Origin of the sequence: Nostoc sp. (assembly GCF_036917515.1) — a bacterium.
Taxonomy (GTDB): domain Bacteria; phylum Cyanobacteriota; class Cyanobacteriia; order Cyanobacteriales; family Nostocaceae; genus Nostoc.
In genome coordinates, this window is sequence record NZ_JBALDE010000187.1 from 1 (window position 1) to 18367 (window position 18367).

Genomic DNA, 18367 nt, shown 5'->3' on the forward strand with positions numbered 1-18367 from the left:
CTTACCCCTTAATGACCAAACCCCGCCACGAATTACGCAAGCAATTGCAAACTGCTTAACCCACAAGTGTTTCGGTTTTTCTTAGTGCCATTCGGGTCTGGGTGATTTTGCCATTTTTGCAAAAATTTTTTGAGGCTCTTCTTTTGGCAAGGGTATTGTAAAATGGTGATAAATTTGCTGGCGTTTTATTGAAGAAGTAGCTAACAATTTGGGAATAAAGTTATTTAAATGATGACGAGTACCTTGTAATGTAGGGTTGTCCAAAAATTTTTGGAGGTAGAAAAAGCTTACTCGTCCGTGAAATACTTTTTTAAGACGAATAGCCAAAACCAGAAACACTACTGTGATACTATGAGTACAAATTCTCACTTGATAATTTAATTCATCTCTGGGATTACTTTTTAAAGAGCTATTACCAGAGTCTGCAATTAGACAAGCAATATTTGAGCTAAAAATAACGAACTACGAGTCACCAAACGCCGTCCCAAAGCTTACCCTTTTGTGACCAAACCCAGGCACGCATTACGCTCTTCAATTGCAGACTGTTTAAACCACAGGCTTTTCGGCTTTTCAAGCGTGCCATTCACCTGGGACACCTTGCTACGGCACTGATACTTCGCTGCCGTCTGGGTTGCTCTGAAATGTCCAGGTACCACCCGATCGGAAGGTCGAACCTGTGCCAAAAGTGTCCTCCATGTACTGCATATAGGTGACTAAGCTATTCTTTACCTTCGCCAGGATGGAGAAGGGAGAGATGAACGTTTTATCGAGTATCACCGAATGGACGGTGAAGCTGCCAAAGACAGCGACGTTCTCACCCTCGCCAAATATCTGCTGGATATCGAACTCCTCGATAGTCCAAAAGGTGTTGACATCCTGGAAAGTTTTGAGGATGGCGGCCTGGCCATCTTTGTGCGTGCCTGCCCAAGGCATGAGCTTTTTCAGGTCGGAATTATTGTAGCTGAGCGATACGTAGATGGCATCGGGGGAGACGAGTCGGTTGACGACCTCAGGGTTGGTGGGGTCTTTGAGAAGGGCTTGAACGATTTCTACAGGTGTACTAGACATACGTGTTCCTATAAGATTGCTTATGCGAACCCGATAGTCGGGTTTGATGGTTGTGAGGCTTATTTAACAAGGACTCAAGATTTAGATCCAAGCTCAACTATTGGGCAGAAACGCCAACACTGGGGATCACTTCTGAGTTGAAAGCGATATGTTTGTACTCCAGGAATTCATCGATCGCCGTCAGACCATTCAGCCTGCCGTTGCCGCTGCGCTTGAATCCGCCTTCCTCAAACTCGTCCCAAATGACCGCCCAATCGTTGATCCAGATCGTGCCTGCATCTATCTCGCGGGCGACGCGCAATGGGCGGTCAACATCGCGAGTCCAAATGCTCGCAGCCAAGCCATACTCGCTATCGTTTGCCAGCTGCACCGCTTCTGCCTCAGTCTCGAATATCTGCATCGTCAGGACTGGACCGAAGACCTCTTCCTGAACGATCGTCATTTTCGGATCGGTGACTTCCAGCAGAGTCGGACGGTAAAATGCACCGCTGGCGAGTGGACCTTCAACAATTGGGCCGCCGCGTACAAGCACCTTAGCGCCCGCTGCGATCGCCTCCTCCACCATCTTGTCAACACGAGCGACGTTCGGCTTATCAATGAGAGGTCCCATATCACTGGACGGATCAGACGCAGGTCCTGTCTTAACGTTCTCTAGTCGCTGGGTGATCAGCGTGCGAAACCGATCGGCAACAGCACGCTGCACCAACAGCCGGGAACCTGTCATGCAGAACTGACCTGCGAAGGTCGTAAGTGCCTTCTCAACTTTTGGTGCAGCCGCCTCCAGATCGGCATCCTCGAAGATAATCATCGGCGTCTTACCACCAAGTTCGGTCTGAAACAGCTTGAGCGTCGCCGCCCCGGTTGCGGAAATTGCTATCCCTGTCTTTGTGCTTCCTGTAAAGCTAATCACTCGGACATCCTTTGACTCCATCAGAAAAGATGATCCGCCTCTGCCTCTGCTTTCACTAAAGACATTAATCACGCCCTTCGGTAAATCGGCAGCTTCAGCGAGGGTTTTACTAAACAGATAGTTGATCTGTGCTGTATTACCCGGCAATTTAATAACAGTTGTAACACCAGCAGCAAGAGCAGGTGCCAGAGAACGCACAGTCAGGACAAGCGGCGAGTTAAACGGTGCGACGATTCCAGCAACTCCGATTGGAGATCGAGTCACAACCGAAAGGTGTCCGGGTTGGACTTCCATCGCCCGTCCATAATCGGTCAGCACAACCGATGCCCAGTATCGAAATTTGCTGGGAATCATATCGACTTCAAACGCTGCTTCATCATGGACTTTGCCGTTTTCAAGCGAGAGAATCACGATCAGTTCATCTCTTCGGGCTTCAAAGCGATCGGCAATTTGATTCAGCACTCGCGCACGAAGTGCACGATTTTCCTTCCAGTCTAATTCTCGGAATGCCCGCACCGCAGCATTAACCCCCTGAACTGCCTCGTCACGCCCACCATCTGCATAAGTTCCAATCACCTTGCCTGTAGCTGGATCAATGCTATCAGTATACTTTTTTGAATCAATCCACTCGCCATCAATCCAGTTCAGTGCGGGTGTTCCTGGTTCAATATTTGGTGCTGAGGATTTCTTATTTGTCGTTACTGCCATAATAGCCGCTCCTTACTTTTGTGCATAACTAAGTTTCTACTCATAGTCGAAGCTCAACGTACTCTTGTTTGATTAGGGGGTAATCTTCAGCCTTGATTGGTTGTGTTGCAGAAATTTTCAAGTGATAAACGAACGGATCTCGTTCGCATTTTTTAAGCAATAACTCCAAAGATTTCGTTAATGAACTCTGCTTAAGAGCTAATTTGTAAACTAAAGTAAAGTACTTGTCTAGTATTGGTTTCAGGAATTTAAGCCAATAAAGCACTTATTCGCTGAAACTCAGACCTAGTAATGAGTTGAGTACCCTTAAGATTTTCTTTACGAATCAGATCTAAGATACACTCTGCGTAGAGACGAAGCATTTGGTTAATAACCCATCGAAATAGAGATTCTTGCCTGAATGCTTCGCCCTTACAGGAAAAAAGTTTGATGAACCAAAGTTTTACAAAAGCCTGCCTCAAGCTGGATGAACTACTTGCAAAACCAGCTTGCCGCGTGGATGTCCGTGCTGGCTAACTTCCTGTGCTTTAGCGGCTTCTGCCAGTTCAAAAACTTGCTCAATAGACGCTTTGATCTGTCCGTCATCAATCAATTGAGCAATCTGCTGGAGCTGGGAATTTGCTCTGAGATTGGCGAAAACAGGAACCGCTTTAATGCCCTGCGGAATGTCTGATTCAGGCACACCAAGTGTCGAAACTAAAACGCCACCGGGACGAATGATTTGCCACGATCGCGCTTGCGTTTCTCCACCAACCAAATCAAGCACCACATCTACATCTTTTACCTGCTGTTCAAACGGTTGACTCGCATAGTCGATCGCTTGATCGGCACCCAGGTTTCTCAGATCATCAAGGTTCGCTGCCGATGCCGTTGCAATGACTTGTGCCCTCTTCCACTTGGCAAACTGAATTGCATAGCGACCCACTCCACCCGCGCCACCATGAATCAGCACGCTCTGCTCTGGCTGGAGATTTGCGCCATCAAACAATGCTTGCCATGCGGTGATTGCCGCGATTGGGATAGAAGCTGCGTGAATATAGTCGAGCGTTTTCGGCTTCGGGGCGATCGCGTCTGCATAGCCCACTGCATACTCGGCATAGGCTCCTGAAAGCGCCATGTCTGCTGTTCCATAAACTGCTTGTCCTGGTTGCAGTGTGGTGACACCATCGCCCACACTTGCAACAACACCAGCCACATCAGCGCCAGCAATCACGGGCAGCGAATAATCATAGACTTGTTGGAAAAACCCTTCACGAATCTTCCAATCGATTGGGTTTACGCCTGCTGCATACACTTGAATGAGGACTTGCCCTGCTTGCGGTTCAGGACGGGGTACTTCGTCGTACTTGAGGTTTTCAGCCCCGCCGTAAGCATGAATTCGGATTGCTTTCATCGTTGCCATTGTGACGTACTCCTTTTTATAGAATGGATCGGCATTTGATCAATCACTGGCGATTGAAATTTTGAATATTACCAAGTAAAAGATTTGTAGTCGCTTGGAATGCTGAACTGCGAACTGCGATCGCGCTGTTTCAGCGTTAAACCCTTACTTACCTACTAGGTAATTACAATTCCTACTCTGTTGACGATCCATCGACATACTGCTGACCAGCGATCGCAATGAATTCAACTGTGCTGGCTGGAGCAGCGAAATCCAATGAGGTAATTTCCTCTCTTTGAGCCTCGACTCGACCCAGTACAATGATCTCTTTTCCACTTGTGCCCGGTTTGAGACTCAGGGCGTGCGCGTCAAGCTGTACGACCACGCCACGCACCAAACTGTTACCCCTACCACCTTTTGTGATCACGTCCCCAAGCACGAGGATATTGCCAAATGGTTTACTAGTCTGTATCCCGATCGAGCCATTGCCATGAGTCGTAATGCTTTTGAATTCTGCATAAGCCAAGGTTCCGTCGTATAGATTGAACCCCCGCGCCCCTTCGCCATAGGTCGCCAGGTCGCCTTGCACAATCAGAGTCTGCAAATCTCCGAAATTTACGAATCCGATTCCACTAGTTCCATGAGATATGATAGACTGCCGAGCAAGCCAAAGACGGACATTGCCCCAGTTATCCAACACCATGTCATTTGTCCCGTAGGTTGTTACAGGACTGTTATTGATCACTTGTTGAGCCTTCACGCCTGAGCCAACGAACACCCCGCCTGAGATCAGATTGCCAGTACCAGCGGGGATATTGCCATTAGTATGGATTTCGCCTGTGGTCAATAATTTCAGGTCAATCATGCCACCAGGAGAACTGGGCGCTGGTCCACTTTGAGGATCAGCGTTTGCGGGAACAGTCATGCCGCCAAAAATAAAGATGCCGCTACCCCTCAACGGCACATCTCGTGTTCCCCCTGACAGGTTTTCGGCACGCAGTGTCCAGCGACTTTGGGGATCGGTAGAGCGGTTGTAGATCGTTAGGGAACCCGGAACGACCTCTACGCCGTAACCGGCTGGACGATGCAGCGCTGAGGTACTGTCGCCGTCATACACTTGAACGTCAGTGAGCATAAGGTCAGCGGTCATCACAATACTGGATTCCAAGTGCAGCCGACCGTAGACGACGAGATGCTGCAACTTGAGTTGTCCAAGGGTAGTCGTTGTCGGTTCCAGACTGAGCGTTAATCGGCTCGGATGCGATCGCAGGGTTAGGTTCTGGAGGGTGTTATTTGCCGTGAGCGCTACCCCGTCTGAATCTGGCTTGAAGACCAATTCTGCCTCAGAAGTTGTACCCACCAAACTTGAGCCTTCAAGAAGTGTAAATTTCTCTAAGTCATGAAGGCGACCAGCCACCTCGATTACAACATGTGTACGTTGAACCGCTTCAGCCAGAGAAGCTGCGTCCTCAACGACTACATGAGTCCCAACTGTGCTATCTGCCATAAACGACTCCCATCAGTGGTTGGATTTACCTCACTCACAATACAACGGTTTACTTGGTGTTGAGGCTTTAGTTAGAGTGAAAACAATTGACGCGCATTTCCATGAGCGATATGTAGACGGCTTTCGCGAAGCTCCACCTATACTTACAAAAGTCTCACTATCAGGACGCCTTGAAGGTGATGTCTGCGCGATCAATGAAGGGCTGGAACAAGTCTACCGGCCAGTTGGGATCGCTCTTGGAGGTGCGCTCCAGACACTTCCAGACGCCATCGCGACGTTCAAAGATGTCGTCGTAGGTGCCAGTCGAAACGATTCCGACGTGTTCAGCCTTCCAGTACACGAACCATCGCCAGTGCGCTTCGGCCCTGTCACCCGAGCCGGAAATTTCAAATGCGCCCATAGAGTGGAACCACTTGTCCATCGGGAAGACGCTGTGTGCGTAGTCGAACATCTGCTTCATGCCCTCAAAACCCTCGAAGGTTGAAGTACGTAGGTCGTAGACGTGGAATTTGCCCTCCGGCCAGTAAAGGCGGTTATAGAGGTCGGCCTGCTCGCGCCCCCAACCCTTGTCGATACATCGCTGATGCATATTCAACTGCTCGAAGATGGTAAAGCGGTCGATCGCTGTGAGTTCGTTGTTCTGAGACATTGAAATTCTCCTCTACGCTGAAATTCTTGTGGGCGGTCGATGAGTTGATCGTGTTCTAGATTTGTTGTTAAGACTCCTGAAACGTCCAATGCATAAATTCTTCAGGCGAAGGGCAAAAATATAGAATACCACCCTTTGTTGGTTCAGTCACCGCTATTTACTTGTCTAGCTAGTGGTGCGCCACACAAACTTTGCATGGTAGCGAGCAGAGGGGCTCCAGGTACACAGGAGAAAGAATTTTTCAAACCTCTCCTCTGCTCCCCTGCTTCCCTGCTCCTGTGCCTGCCTCCACCCAGTAATTTTGGCTTGGCAGAGTACTAGTTGATGCTGCCGTCTTCCTCAAATTACATTTATTTCTCATCGTTGAACAAGTATCATTTTGTTGATGCTATCTTTCTTCTTAGGAAACTTTAGAACTACGATGGACACCTTAACGAGCATGAAAGTATTGCTTCAGGTGGTGGAATCAGGAAGTTTTGTGGCAGCCGCTGAACGGCTCAACTTATCCACAGCCATGACCAGCAAGCATGTGATGCACTTGGAACGAAACCTTGGCGCACGTTTGTTGAATCGAACCAGCCGACACTTAAGCCTAACCGAGGCCGGAAGGGTCTATTATGAGCAATGCCGGGAAATGCTTGATAAATTGGAAATGGTAGAGGCAACGGTGAGGCAATCAGCCGTCGTCGCGCGTGGCGTACTCAAGATCAGCGCCCCAGTTTGGTTTGCTAACCCGTTATTCACTAAAGCCTTGGCGAAGTACCGCTCTCGCTATCCAGACGTTTTGCTAGATCTGAATTTGAATGATCGGTTGGTAGACTTGGTGGAAGAAGGATTTGACTTGGCGTTACGTGTCACGCCTGAGGAACCCAGTTCTTCACTGCTCACGCGACGCATTTGCCCAATTCAACTCATGTTGGTTGGCTCAACTGACTATTTGCAAAGAAATGGATACCCAAAAACTCCTAACGAACTGTCGAAGCATGTAAGCATCAGCTATTACTACTCGCAGTTTGCCGATGAGATACTCTTTGAGGATTCTAACGGGCAACAGACAGTCAAACTGCCAGTCTCGATCCGCTCCAACAACACTACCATGCTGTATCAGGCAACCCTAGCCGGTATGGGGTTGGCGGTTTTGCCAAAGTGGTTGATTGAAGATGATCTTACCAGCCAACGATTGGAGGTGTTGAAGCTGGACTACACGTTGGCAACCTCATTTCTTTATGCTGTCTATACGAATCAGCGATACCTATCACCCAAAATAAGGACTTTCGTAGACTTTCTAGCTGAGCATTTTTCTGGCATCACCGAGAGCTTTGATTAAATTTGTCCTTGAGGATTTGTACTCGTAGTGTCACAGTAGTGATTATAGTGTTGGCTTGCTCGTCTCTGAAAGTATTTCATGAACGAGTAAGCTTTTTCTATCTACAAAAACTTTTTGGATAACCGTACATCATTCCCCTCTGCTCTGCCGGCGAGCGCCTGACCTATGCCATTACTGCTATACGGGCATTAAAAGCTGTAGTCCTTATTCAGGGTAACTAAAACTTTAGAAGGTGAAAGTTGTTCTCAGCGTACCGATAATTGCATCATCGTTATTGCTGTTTTGGCCAGGAGAGGTCAACCAAATTACACCAGGGGTGATTGAGACGTTATCTGACACGCGATACTTGTAAAAGCCTTCAAAGTGATAAGGTATATCATTACCAGTACCAGCAAAAACTCCTCCTCGGTTACGGGCATAAGGTTCTGCACCAGCAAAAATACCTAAAACGTTACCCTTTTTACCAAGGTCAGGTAAAGCTACCCCAAGACCGTAACTCCAAGCTTCATAATCATCACCAGCACCAAAGCCTGTAACATCGTGGTAAGAAATGAAGCCACTGACTGACAGTTTATCGCTGGGTTTGAAAGCTGCCGATATCCCATAAGAGTTACTGGAAGATGCGTTTAGGGCATTTAGAGTATTAGCTTGACTAGTACCTACAACGCGGATAGTACTACCCAAACCACCACCTAGATCGAATAAATTACCACTTCCAGCACCATGATAACCGTGAACGTAGGTAGCACCTATAGAGAAGCGATCGCCAACACTAAAGTTCAATTGTCCCAAAGCTGCATAGTTACCATCCAATAAACCTTGATTTGCCACGGAATTAGCAGCGTTTGACGCCAAATAACCTATAGTCAATGAGGGTTTGAAAAAACTGCTACCGCCGCCTAAGGGTAAAGTCAGTGCTGCACCTGCACCACCACCAATGCGATAAATCGGACTTTCAGAGGCAAAGGTAGATAAAGCACCATTACCACCATCAAAGTCCTCAAAGTAAGGGTTGTTGGTGGGTACATAATCGCTATGAATACCTCCGGTGCCCGCAAAGTAAACTTGAACTGGGCCTATAGGTACGTAATACGCCAGCCAGTCTATAATTACACCGTTGTTACCAGTACTGCCGAGTTGAAATGTTTGTATACCTTCAGAAGTATTGATCCCAACACCATCATTCCCTACTTGTGTAAAGGATAGAGCATTACCGGCTGCAAGACGGGTGTGTAAAAGGTCTTTACCCGTGAAACTGGTTTGCAAGTCTAAACGTACCCGATCTGAGAAGACAGTATTATTCGCATCGCCAGTATTATTGCCAAAAATATCACTAACGGCAAAAATAACTTCACCTACCAATTTTGTGGTAGTGGAAAACTGATTGGCTTCTAGTTCAGCAGTCCGTGCTTCTAGAGAATCTACTCGACCGCGTAAAGTTGCCAGTTCTGCTGAGAATTCCTCTTGCAAACGCTGGAGAGTCGCCAAATCCTGTTTTGTCACCAAGTCAGCAGTTGCTGTTGCAATCAGTTCATTAACTCGATCTAAACAAGCATTCAAACCTGCGGCAAACTCATAACGAGTCAGTGCCCGATTACCACGGTAAGTAGAATTTGGGTATCCTGCAATACAACCGTAGCGTTCAACCAAGGATTGCAAAGCTTGGAATGCCCAATCAGTCGGCTGTACATCAGAAAATTGAGAAACTGATGTGACTTGAGACAGTGAATTCTGATTTTTGGCTTCGTTGGTGTAGCGATTAACCTCTTCTAAAACCTTATTATTTTCATCAGTCTTTTGGGCAACCAATTGCTGATTAACTTTTGGTTGCTCTGTTTGAATGAATATTGAAGCATTAGCAGCTATTCGTGCTTCTGTCTGAGCAACTGCTTTTGGCTTGATATTTTCAGAATAACTTGCTACTTCAGCAGCCATAGCCCTAGCGGAAACCAACACCGTCACTCCCAAAACTACTGGACTTAGTACCAGAGTTTTCCACAATAGATGAGACATTTTTATTTTCCCTTCCCAAAAAATAACCAAAAGTCAGTTGGTTCAAGAAAAAGAGAACAAGTGATTATTCTACTTGTGGGAAATTTTATCAGATTGCTGTTACCTAAGCTATATATCTAAGAAAATTTTTCTAAATAAAGAATCGTAAAGTTTTGCAGATGGCTTCTTTGTCGAAGGTTGGGTTGATAAGCGAGTTTTACGCGATTTTGTGCTATATATGGACTTTAGCTTCTTGTTTTTAACCCTAGTTTTTGCTGGCTCATTTTTATATTTCAATTTATTCCTTAATCAAGAAAGTGCATTTATGTATGGAGTTGTGATTATAAATTAGTAATTATTGATTATTAATTATTTTGAACTTCCAACCTGCGGAATGTCAGTACCGTCGGTGAAGCCCAAAATTATTGGTATAGACACAAAAATTATCGTCTTTATAGGTTAAAAATCAATACCAAAAATCCTTAACCCAAGGTAATTTGGATATAAATGTTAGTTTCAAGAGTCTTTAATAGTAGCCAGTTTTGTTTCAGGATAGCCACCCCAAACACATCTCCATCCTTTTTTAAGTCTTTGATTTAGGCAGATAATTTTTCATAACTATTGGCAGTTGTTGCTTCTAATCCCAAAATGGGATACATCTCTAGTTCAAATGTTCCGTGTATCGTCAAAAGCAGAGCGTCGATTAAGGCTTTGGCTTTAAGCAGCGTTTCCTGAAACTCCATCTCCGGCTCAGAAAGCGCTATAATCCCACCACCAATACCAATGGAGGTTTGATCGGGAGTCAAAACAGCAGTCCGAATCACAATATTCAAATCGGCTGAACCATTCAAACCCAAAAAGCCGATCGCACCTGAATAGACTCCCCGCGCCTCTTGTTCCAAGCGATCAATAATTTGCATGGTGCGGATTTTGGGCGCACCAGTCATCGATCCTCCGGGAAATGCAGCCCGCACGCAATCCACCGCTTGTAAATCTGAACGTAACTGCCCGCGTACCGTTGTCACCAACTGATGTACTGTTGAGTATGTTTCTACATCCATTAATTTTGGTACATGGATGCTACCAACTTTACAGACTCGTCCCAAATCATTGCGTAACAGATCGACAATCATCAGATTTTCAGCTTGGTCTTTTTCGCTGTTGCGTAGCTTCTCACGGAGGACAAAATCGGCTTCGGGAGTTTCTCCTCTTGCTAAAGTTCCTTTAATCGGCTTAGTTTCTACGTATCCTTGGTGATCGATCCGTAGAAACCTTTCTGGAGATGAGCAGGCGATCGCAATTTCACCAAAGCGCAAAAATGCAGAATAAGGAGCCGGATTGATTTTACGTAATGTGCGGTAGAAGGTCAATGGATCGGGGGTGGCATCGGTGTGCAGTTGATTTGTCAGGCAAACTTGATAAGTTTCCCCTTCGTGAATTTCGTCCAAGCATTGCTGAATATCTTGGATATAATTTTGGTAAGTGCGACTTAAACGGAACTTAACAGGCTGACAATTTTCTTGGGGTACAAGAGAAAAAAGAGGATCTAGATTTTCGAGTTGTTGTTGGATAGTATCAAACCAAGTTTCTACTTGTTCTGTTTGTCCTTTTTTGATTAATTGCAGTAAATAAACACACTGTTCTTGATGATCGATCACAATCATGCGATCGGCAAGTAAGAAAATTGCATCGGGTAATGGTGAAGAATGCACCAATGACGATCCACACTCCGCCTTGAGTTCATAGCCAAAATAGCCAACAAATCCGCAGTTAAAATTAAAAGGTAACTCGTCAGATTGACAAAATCGGCAATTTATTTCCCGCTTCAAATACTCAAATATACTTTCGGTGCGATGAATCACGGTATTTGACTGTGTGATAATCAGTTCTTGAGTTGGGGTATGGTATCGCACTAATAAACTGTTTGCTCCGCTGCTATCACCCATAAAGGAGAAGCGAGATAGACCAAGTTCTACACGGCTGCTATCTAACCAAAAAGTGTTTGCTGCATCCCCAAATAGCTGTACAAATATTTGTTCTGTACTTGGGCAGATATCTAATTTGCGTGTATACAATTCAAACTTCTCTTCCTGTTCTTGACGGGGTCGATCCATAACAGGATTAATAGATCCATATCCAATCCAATATTGCTTTTGTGGGTGTGTCCCCCTCCTACCTTTTGCCTTCTGCCTCCTTGACGATTTCTCTGTAAATTTCAGCGTAATATCTCGAAAGTTTGCTATTAATCTTTGCCCATATTCTGTACAAATAGACTCTGGATGAAACTGCACGCCCCAAAAAGGTAGATGGCAATGACGCAATCCCATCACCAGTCCTTCTTCAGTCCAAGCAATTTTTTCTAAACACTCAGGTAGTTCATTGGCAACTAACAACGAGTGATAGCGCACCACAGAAAAATTACTAGGAATACCTTGAAATAATTCCGAATTATTATGATAAATTTTACTGAGTCTACCGTGTCGAACTTCCGGTGCATGAATCACTCTTGCACCATGTAGGTAGCCAAGTCCTTGATGCCCCAGACAGACTCCCAGCAAGGGCACATCCGCATTCTCAATTATCTGTCGGCAGACTCCAAAATCTTCTGACCTTTCTGGACGACCTGGCCCAGGTGAAATCACAATGTTGTCAAATGCAATTTCTTTCAATTCATCCCAGTTAAGGCGATCGTTATAAATTACTAGAGGTAGTTTACCATTTACCTCGGCAATCATCTGGTAAAGATTAAAGGTATAAGAGTCATAATTATCAATAATTAATGTTTGCATACATACTTAATTAACGACTGTATAGAACATTTTGGCAATTAGAATAGCACCTAGATAATTTATCTGCTGCTTTAAATTTTTGGTTCTATCTTTGTTAATAAGTTATGTTGTCATACACTTCACAGTTCTTGATTTTGGTTAAGCTTGTTCTGACTGCCTGTAAAGTATCCTAGCATAAGGTATTTCCAAGAAATAAATTATCTAATCTTGGAGGGTGACAGTATTTGACTCAACGCTCACGTCAAAGTCCTACTCATCCTGAATATTAGATGGGTAAGGACACCTATATTACAATAAATTTGGGATATTTTTTTATTTGCAAGTCCCTAAGTCTTGAAAGAATATGTATAAGTACAGCTTTGCCTAAGTTTGTCACGAATGGATTTAAACAAACTTTGGGCTGCTCTGCGTTTAAACTCAAACCCTCAATTGGTCACGAATTTCTGAAACAGTGTAATAAGAAGATTTACCTGGATAAAGAATCGTAAATTATTATAGATAGCTTATTTACGAAAGTTTAAATTATACCAGAATATCGGTAGATTTTGTCCCATATCTAGACTTTACTTTTTTGTTTTTAACCCTGATTTGTGGTAAATCTTTTTTATCTTTGTAAAAATAACAGATTTATACTAGAGTTGGCCATATTTCTAGAGAGGCGTGAAATTGGCTAATAACATCATCAATAATTATGGAAACATTTTGCTGAAAAAAGTCTGGTTCAAATCCATAGAAGACTCTCGATAAATTCTCAGCAAATAACTGAAGTGACTGATTGCGTTTTTCATTCTGAGTAGAGATTGAGGCTTTGACTACCTGCCTGTGAATAGCAGAGATTTTTTCTAGGATTTCCTCAGAGGATGTCTGAAAAGTTTTGAGGAAGTAATTTGGACTACGCAAGCTGTTTTAACATTAAACGAATCATTGCAACATAAATAAAAGCCTCTGTCGTTTCAGGTAAAATCTCATAGTCCTTACTTAGTCTGCGACACCAATTGAACCAACCAAAAGTTCTCTCAACCAGCCAACGCTTTGGCATAACAACAAAACCCTTATGTTCTTCAGAGCGTGTAACAACGCTCCACAGCCAACGATAAACATCCATTACCCAGTGCGTAAAATCTTGACCACGATAGCCACCATCAACCCAAATCTGAATCAATCTACCCATGCGAGCGCGTACTTGATGAAGTTTTGATAAAACCTTTTTTGCTCCTGCTTGTTCGCTGACGTTTGCGGCCGTAATCACAACAACGATAAGTAAGCCTAAGGTATCAATAAATATATGCCGCTTACGTCCTTTAATTTTTTTACCTGAGTCATAGCCGACTTGCTTAGAGACCAAAGTTGGCAGTCTCAACCGATTGACTGTCCATAATTGCCTCAGATGGAGATGGTTCTCGATTTTGGCTTACGCGCACCCATAAGCGCAATCGCTCATGAATTTGTTGCCATGTCGCGTCCTGACGCCACTGTCGGAAATAATGGTACACAGTTTTCCACTTGGGAAAATCGTTCGGGAGCATTCGCCACGCGCAACCCGCACATAAGATATATAGGATTGCGTTAACGATCGCCTGCATCTCGACACTACGTTTTCGACCACCACTTTTTGGCTTAGGAATTAGTCCTGATAGTATTTCCCACTGTTCTAAAGTCAGATTACTTGGGTACGATGGATTCATAGCTCTCATAACGCTGTCATACTTAAGTATTTTTTCTACTGACAGGATACCGTTATGTGAGCTTTCTTACTTCTCAGACATCCTCTCAGAATCTTGTAAAGTGACTTCGCCAGAGTAATCAAACTTGATTCCTAAATTGTCGAGTTGATAAACACTGTTTTTAATCTTCTTTTTCAGCAAGTTACATATTTCTTCATTAAATAGTTCGCTAGCTAAAGTATTACACATATAGTTATTTCTAATATGGTTTTGGACAGCATCAACGTATGCAGCTGTAATCCCTTCTTGCTGTATCCAAATCCTGTAAATATAATCCTCAAACCTGAGTTGAGTTGGAAAAAAAGGTGGTAAACCTAGCTGATTATCATATCCAGCGACTCCACAATCCATTCTCCAGTTTTTGTTAGTAATAACGGGTCGAAAATTAGTAAGAATATAAAAATTATTTAAGTCATTGGGACTAATTTGATTCTCATCATTGAGATACATGTGAATAAAATCAAGTGTATCTATATCATTAGTTCCCGTGCCTCACATGTTGCACCTGTAAATATGGATGTCAGAGTCTATTGCCTCAATCCCTCGAGTAAAGCTTTTCCCTTCAGATATAAATCCGACTTTTTGCTGAAACTTAATGATAGATTCTGTAAGATCCTTATCAGTAACAGGCGACTCGAACTGACCAGGATGAGCGGCAAGATCGGAACAAAAAAGGATCTCCTTTTGTGGCTGATAGAATAGACAACCCTCCCATCCATGAGGAAAATGAGGAGTTTCAATAAGTATAATATCTCTTTTGTCCAAGGAAAGAGCAAGTGCAAAGGTGGTGGAGGGCTTGCATCCTCAAACTCCAGCATCACACCGCAACGCTCATCAATCGTTAGGGTACTGAGCAATTCTTTAACAGCATCAACCCCGCATTCCACCCGCTCAATCGCCAGCCGAGCGTAATATTTAACCCGCTCCCACCAAGAATCACTGAGTTCTGCCTCTATGTCCATACCCAAGCGATTATTACTTCCATCTTCATGTTTTGGGGGTGTGGACAGCGATGAAGAAGGCATGGGAGCAGGGGTGCATGGGTGCAGAGGAGATACTTGTACTAATTTTCCCCTCTGCGCCTCGGCTTTTCTGCCCCTCTGCGTAATTTCAATTCCATACTGAGCTTGCATCCTAGCAGCATAAGCCGCCTGAAATTCTTGTTCATCTTGGCATTTTCTTTCCCTGTCCTCCCGTTGCCTCTGCCAATAATCCAGTACCTTCTGGACAAACTCGACATCCAAAGGATTCAGCCGATAATACTGAACCCTCTGCCCATCTTCAAGTGGTCGCCGTGACTCAGTGGACAAACCCAGTTGTGAAAGATACTGTCCCAAAATCCATAAAGCAGAATCCGATAGTGGGATGGTCAGATATAAGAATGCCTTTAACGTGAGATGCATTGCGTTTTGAGAAGTCAGCCAAAACTTGAATCATCGCCTCGTCTCCTTTAATCTCAACCCCAGCCATCAGATCCATCAAGACTGCCCTGAGTCCCAGCCGATGACGCATCAACCACGCGGTAGAATGATTGCTCCAGTCAGTGCAAATGGCTAATCGCTCCCGTTCGGATTTATCGCGTTCCACGACCATAGAGGGCGGTGGAACAAATTCTCGCCCCTGGTCATCAGCGACCATTTCCCCTGGCGTTGCCAATATCACTTCAAGTGCGACAATCTTTTTAATTAAGCGTCCAGAGTCATCGCTTTGCCGTTAAATTTACCACCTGATAGCGAAGTTTATGCTGATTCAGCTTATAGCAATTATATGATTTAAGATGACTTACAATAATCTAGCCAAATCTCTTTTAAAGTAATGCAAAAGAAGAATTACAAGCGTCAATATCTCCCCTGGAATCAATATATTAAACAACATACTCGGCTAAGAATTGAAACCGTGTTTAGCAGTATCACCCGTGTTTTTCCTAAATCCATTCATGCAGTAACTTCTGAAAGTTTTTTACTGAAACTTGAAGTATTTATTTTTGCATTTACTCTTGAACAAGTATTTCAGTAAAAGTCAATTTTAATACTGTAAGCTGATTTAATACTTGTACTTGTAGTTAAGTTGAACTCACGGTTGCACCTAGCGCAATCGTAAACTTATCGTATGCGATCGCATGAATTAGCAGATGTGACAGCTGTAGAATTTGATAACCCGCAACTTAGGTTAATTAAAGAAATTTACTTGTAAACCAAATGTCTAGAATTAATGGCTTTGAAGTTGGAACCGGATACAGCTGGAGAACGGGAATTGATGCGATCGCGGCTTTCCACCGAATAACCCTGTGTTCCTGACTCTGCCGATCAGTCGGAACGTGGGAGAGCCAAACAGTGTTTTTGATGTGGACTATAACAGCGGAACTTTGACACTGGATCATCGCTTCAGTGATAGTTTACAAGTGCGAAGCGGTCTTTTCGTGCGCTCGTCGTTTCTCAATACTAACTTTGCTAGCTACGGTGATCTTGAAGCAGATGGTCGTACTTTTGAGCGGGGCGTACAAGAAGATAGCAATCGCCGCAATGAAGACTACTCTTGGCAAACTGATTTGATTGGTAAGTTCAATACACGTTCAATTGCCCATCAACTCCTGCTGGGTTTGGAGTTGAGTCGCAGCACAGATATTGATCCTGTGTTTATCAGTGATCTTGCCTCAATTGATATTTTCAATCCTGTCTACGGCGCTCGTCCTACGAACCGCACACTCAATAATTACTACGTTACGAGAACCGATACACTGGGTATTTATTTGCAAGACCAGGTAACTCTACTACCTAATCTAAAGTTACTAGTTGGTGGCAGATACGATTTTGTTGATAGCAACAACAGTAGAACACCAGAAGGTGGAAGCACTACTAAATCTGAGTTTAACGATGGTGCCTTTTCACCGCGTGTAGGATTAGTCTATCAACCGATAGAGCCAATTTCGCTTTATGCCAGTTATAGCACTTCTTTTGTTCCCAACAATTCTAGAGCCGCTAGTGGGGAAACACTCGAACCATCTCGCAGTACACAGTACGAAGTTGGTATAAAATCTGAGCTTTTTGACCGACGGCTTTTGGCAACACTAGCTGCCTATGACATTACCAAAACAAATATACCCACCACAGATCCCGACAATATCGAGTTCTCAATCGCAGTCGGAGAAATCAAAAGTCGAGGGATTGAACTAGATATAGCAGGAGAAATTTTACCCGGTTGGAAGATTATTGCTTCTGGGTATTTGAATGATGCGTTTGTTAGCAAGGATAACACCATTCCAGTAGGAACCAGACTGGAAAATTCTGCTTACCACGGTGCTTCTTTATGGACAACCTATGAAATTCAAAAGGGTGACTTGCAAGGATTAAAGTTTGGTGCGGGGATATTTTATGTGGGAGATCGCATTGCCAACCAGAGCGATCCGTTTACTGTTGCTTCTTATTTGAGAACTGATGCCGCAATCTCCTACAAACGTGATAATTGGCGGGCGGCGCTCAACTTCAAGAATATCTTCGATCTCAAATATTACGACACGAGTGGTTACTTCCTCTTCCCTCAAGCACCGTTGACTGTGTTGGGAACGATTTCGTTTGAGTTTTGACTTTTATTTAGTAGAAATATCTACCATAACTTTCAAAACTCTGCGTAACTAAGTTTTGACTCTACCTATGATTAGAGTGATCGCCTTTAGTTTGAAGCAAGAAGCTGTGTAAAAATATTTAAAATTTGTCTTGTTGTACTAGCCTACGGCAAGCGGATAGGCGATTGCACTGTTAGATTGAAAAGGAGATTCGTACAAACAATGGTATAAAAAACGTATATCCTGGCTAAATTTTTATACACGTTACAGTAGAAGACACGTATAGAATAAAGTGTGATAGGGCGTGTAGAAAGTACGATTATACAGCTACAAGAAAGCATATCTCTTATTAAGCCCTTTATGTCTTGGTATTAAATTCACAGGAAAAAATGCTTTTAAAACTTGAAAGCAATAGGGGCGATCGCGCCATTCCACTATCTCACTAGGAGTCATATCTATGGGAGAAGCCAAACGACGTAAACAACAAGATCCAACATGGGGTTTGAGCTTTGAGGCTTGGGGCAAACTATTCCAACCCAATGTCAAAACTTATAGAACACAATTTGGTCTCGAAGTCTGCAATTTTCAAGATTTGTATCAAGATATGATGTGGTATCATCACCGCATCAACTTAGCTGTGGAAAGACGTGCTGAAGGGAATGGCACTAAGAAAAGCTCTAAGCCATGCAGGATAAGTGGTACAGATTTTAAAGCTATTGAACAGTGAAGGTCTTGGTATGGGACAGGCGA

15 protein-coding genes and 1 pseudogene are annotated in these 18367 nt (G+C 44.0%); 4 read left to right on the top strand and 12 right to left on the bottom strand.

What is annotated here, in order from left to right:
* Positions 1–600: 600 nt before the first annotated feature.
* From V7K89_RS24885 to V7K89_RS24905, 5 genes are all read right to left on the bottom strand, one after another.
* Positions 601–1068 carry a nuclear transport factor 2 family protein gene (locus V7K89_RS24885; protein WP_335191923.1) on the bottom strand — a complete coding sequence of 156 codons (468 nt, stop codon included), beginning with the start codon at positions 1066–1068 and terminating at the stop codon, positions 601–603.
* A gap of 97 nt (positions 1069–1165) precedes the next feature.
* Positions 1166–2686: an aldehyde dehydrogenase family protein gene (locus V7K89_RS24890; RefSeq protein ID WP_335191925.1), complete on the bottom strand. Its 1521-nt coding sequence runs from the start codon at positions 2684–2686 to the stop codon at positions 1166–1168.
* Between the two features lie 457 nt (positions 2687–3143).
* Positions 3144–4088 carry an NADP-dependent oxidoreductase gene (locus V7K89_RS24895; protein WP_335191927.1) on the bottom strand — a complete coding sequence of 315 codons (945 nt, stop codon included), beginning with the start codon at positions 4086–4088 and terminating at the stop codon, positions 3144–3146.
* Positions 4089–4260: 172 nt separating this feature from the next.
* Entirely contained in the window at positions 4261–5574 is a 1314-nt protein-coding gene (locus tag V7K89_RS24900; RefSeq protein WP_335191929.1) for a hypothetical protein, read from the bottom strand.
* A gap of 160 nt (positions 5575–5734) precedes the next feature.
* Entirely contained in the window at positions 5735–6223 is a 489-nt protein-coding gene (locus V7K89_RS24905) for a nuclear transport factor 2 family protein (protein ID WP_334956727.1), read from the bottom strand.
* 421 nt (positions 6224–6644) lie between these two features.
* Here V7K89_RS24905 and V7K89_RS24910 point away from each other — a divergent pair, with 421 nt between their 5' ends.
* The gene (locus tag V7K89_RS24910; RefSeq protein ID WP_335191931.1) at positions 6645–7550 is read left to right on the top strand and encodes a LysR family transcriptional regulator; all 906 of its coding nucleotides are present in this window, start codon (positions 6645–6647) and stop codon (positions 7548–7550) included.
* A gap of 225 nt (positions 7551–7775) precedes the next feature.
* Here V7K89_RS24910 and V7K89_RS24915 read toward each other — a convergent pair whose 3' ends face one another.
* From V7K89_RS24915 to V7K89_RS24945, 7 genes are all read right to left on the bottom strand, one after another.
* Positions 7776–9563 carry an iron uptake porin gene (locus tag V7K89_RS24915; protein WP_335191933.1) on the bottom strand — a complete coding sequence of 596 codons (1788 nt, stop codon included), beginning with the start codon at positions 9561–9563 and terminating at the stop codon, positions 7776–7778.
* A 575-nt stretch (positions 9564–10138) separates the two neighbouring features.
* Positions 10139–12331 carry an aminodeoxychorismate synthase gene (pabB, locus tag V7K89_RS24920; protein WP_335191935.1) on the bottom strand — a complete coding sequence of 731 codons (2193 nt, stop codon included), beginning with the start codon at positions 12329–12331 and terminating at the stop codon, positions 10139–10141.
* A gap of 627 nt (positions 12332–12958) precedes the next feature.
* A complete protein-coding gene (locus V7K89_RS24925) occupies positions 12959–13231 on the bottom strand; it encodes a hypothetical protein (RefSeq protein WP_335191937.1) in 273 nt (90 codons plus the stop codon).
* Positions 13224–14016 (bottom strand): IS5 family transposase gene (locus V7K89_RS24930; RefSeq protein WP_442941757.1). Its coding sequence is split into 2 segments (ribosomal slippage): positions 13224–13680 and positions 13679–14016, totalling 795 coding nucleotides; the frame shifts between segments, so codons are not numbered across the junction. Before V7K89_RS24930 ends, V7K89_RS24925 begins: the two co-directional genes overlap by 8 nt.
* A gap of 66 nt (positions 14017–14082) precedes the next feature.
* The gene (locus V7K89_RS24935; RefSeq protein ID WP_335191939.1) at positions 14083–14505 is read right to left on the bottom strand and encodes a hypothetical protein; all 423 of its coding nucleotides are present in this window, start codon (positions 14503–14505) and stop codon (positions 14083–14085) included.
* A 77-nt stretch (positions 14506–14582) separates the two neighbouring features.
* Positions 14583–15299 (bottom strand): hypothetical protein, encoded by a 717-nt coding sequence (locus V7K89_RS24940; RefSeq protein ID WP_335191941.1) that lies wholly within the window; start codon positions 15297–15299, stop codon positions 14583–14585.
* A gap of 55 nt (positions 15300–15354) precedes the next feature.
* Positions 15355–15693 (bottom strand): hypothetical protein, encoded by a 339-nt coding sequence (locus tag V7K89_RS24945; protein WP_335191943.1) that lies wholly within the window; start codon positions 15691–15693, stop codon positions 15355–15357.
* Positions 15694–15759: 66 nt separating this feature from the next.
* Between V7K89_RS24945 and V7K89_RS36065 the strand changes: the two are divergent.
* The 3 genes and pseudogenes from V7K89_RS36065 to V7K89_RS24955 all read left to right on the top strand — a co-directional run.
* Positions 15760–16071, top strand: a pseudogene (locus tag V7K89_RS36065) (IS982 family transposase); the annotation flags it as partial.
* Between the two features lie 271 nt (positions 16072–16342).
* On the top strand, positions 16343–17638 hold the full coding sequence (locus tag V7K89_RS24950; protein ID WP_335191945.1) for a TonB-dependent siderophore receptor: 1296 nt from the start codon (positions 16343–16345) through the stop codon (positions 17636–17638).
* A 436-nt stretch (positions 17639–18074) separates the two neighbouring features.
* Positions 18075–18344, top strand: a complete 270-nt coding sequence (locus V7K89_RS24955; RefSeq protein WP_335191947.1) for a hypothetical protein — start codon at positions 18075–18077, stop codon at positions 18342–18344.
* Positions 18345–18367 lie beyond the last annotated feature (23 nt).

What these genes read in the sequence shown, in the direction of transcription:
- V7K89_RS24945 (WP_335191943.1), bottom strand. Translation starts at nt 15,693, where the DNA reads ATGGTCGCTGATGACCAGGGGCGAGAATTTGTTCCACCGCCCTCTATG.
- V7K89_RS24885 (WP_335191923.1), bottom strand. Translation starts at nt 1,068, where the DNA reads ATGTCTAGTACACCTGTAGAAATCGTTCAAGCCCTTCTCAAAGACCCC.
- V7K89_RS24890 (WP_335191925.1), bottom strand. Translation starts at nt 2,686, where the DNA reads ATGGCAGTAACGACAAATAAGAAATCCTCAGCACCAAATATTGAACCA.
- pabB (WP_335191935.1), bottom strand. Translation starts at nt 12,331, where the DNA reads ATGCAAACATTAATTATTGATAATTATGACTCTTATACCTTTAATCTT.
- V7K89_RS24910 (WP_335191931.1), top strand. Translation starts at nt 6,645, where the DNA reads ATGGACACCTTAACGAGCATGAAAGTATTGCTTCAGGTGGTGGAATCA.
- V7K89_RS24900 (WP_335191929.1), bottom strand. Translation starts at nt 5,574, where the DNA reads ATGGCAGATAGCACAGTTGGGACTCATGTAGTCGTTGAGGACGCAGCT.
- V7K89_RS24895 (WP_335191927.1), bottom strand. Translation starts at nt 4,088, where the DNA reads ATGGCAACGATGAAAGCAATCCGAATTCATGCTTACGGCGGGGCTGAA.
- V7K89_RS24955 (WP_335191947.1), top strand. Translation starts at nt 18,075, where the DNA reads ATGGGAGAAGCCAAACGACGTAAACAACAAGATCCAACATGGGGTTTG.
- V7K89_RS24915 (WP_335191933.1), bottom strand. Translation starts at nt 9,563, where the DNA reads ATGTCTCATCTATTGTGGAAAACTCTGGTACTAAGTCCAGTAGTTTTG.
- V7K89_RS24935 (WP_335191939.1), bottom strand. Translation starts at nt 14,505, where the DNA reads ATGTATCTCAATGATGAGAATCAAATTAGTCCCAATGACTTAAATAAT.
- V7K89_RS24905 (WP_334956727.1), bottom strand. Translation starts at nt 6,223, where the DNA reads ATGTCTCAGAACAACGAACTCACAGCGATCGACCGCTTTACCATCTTC.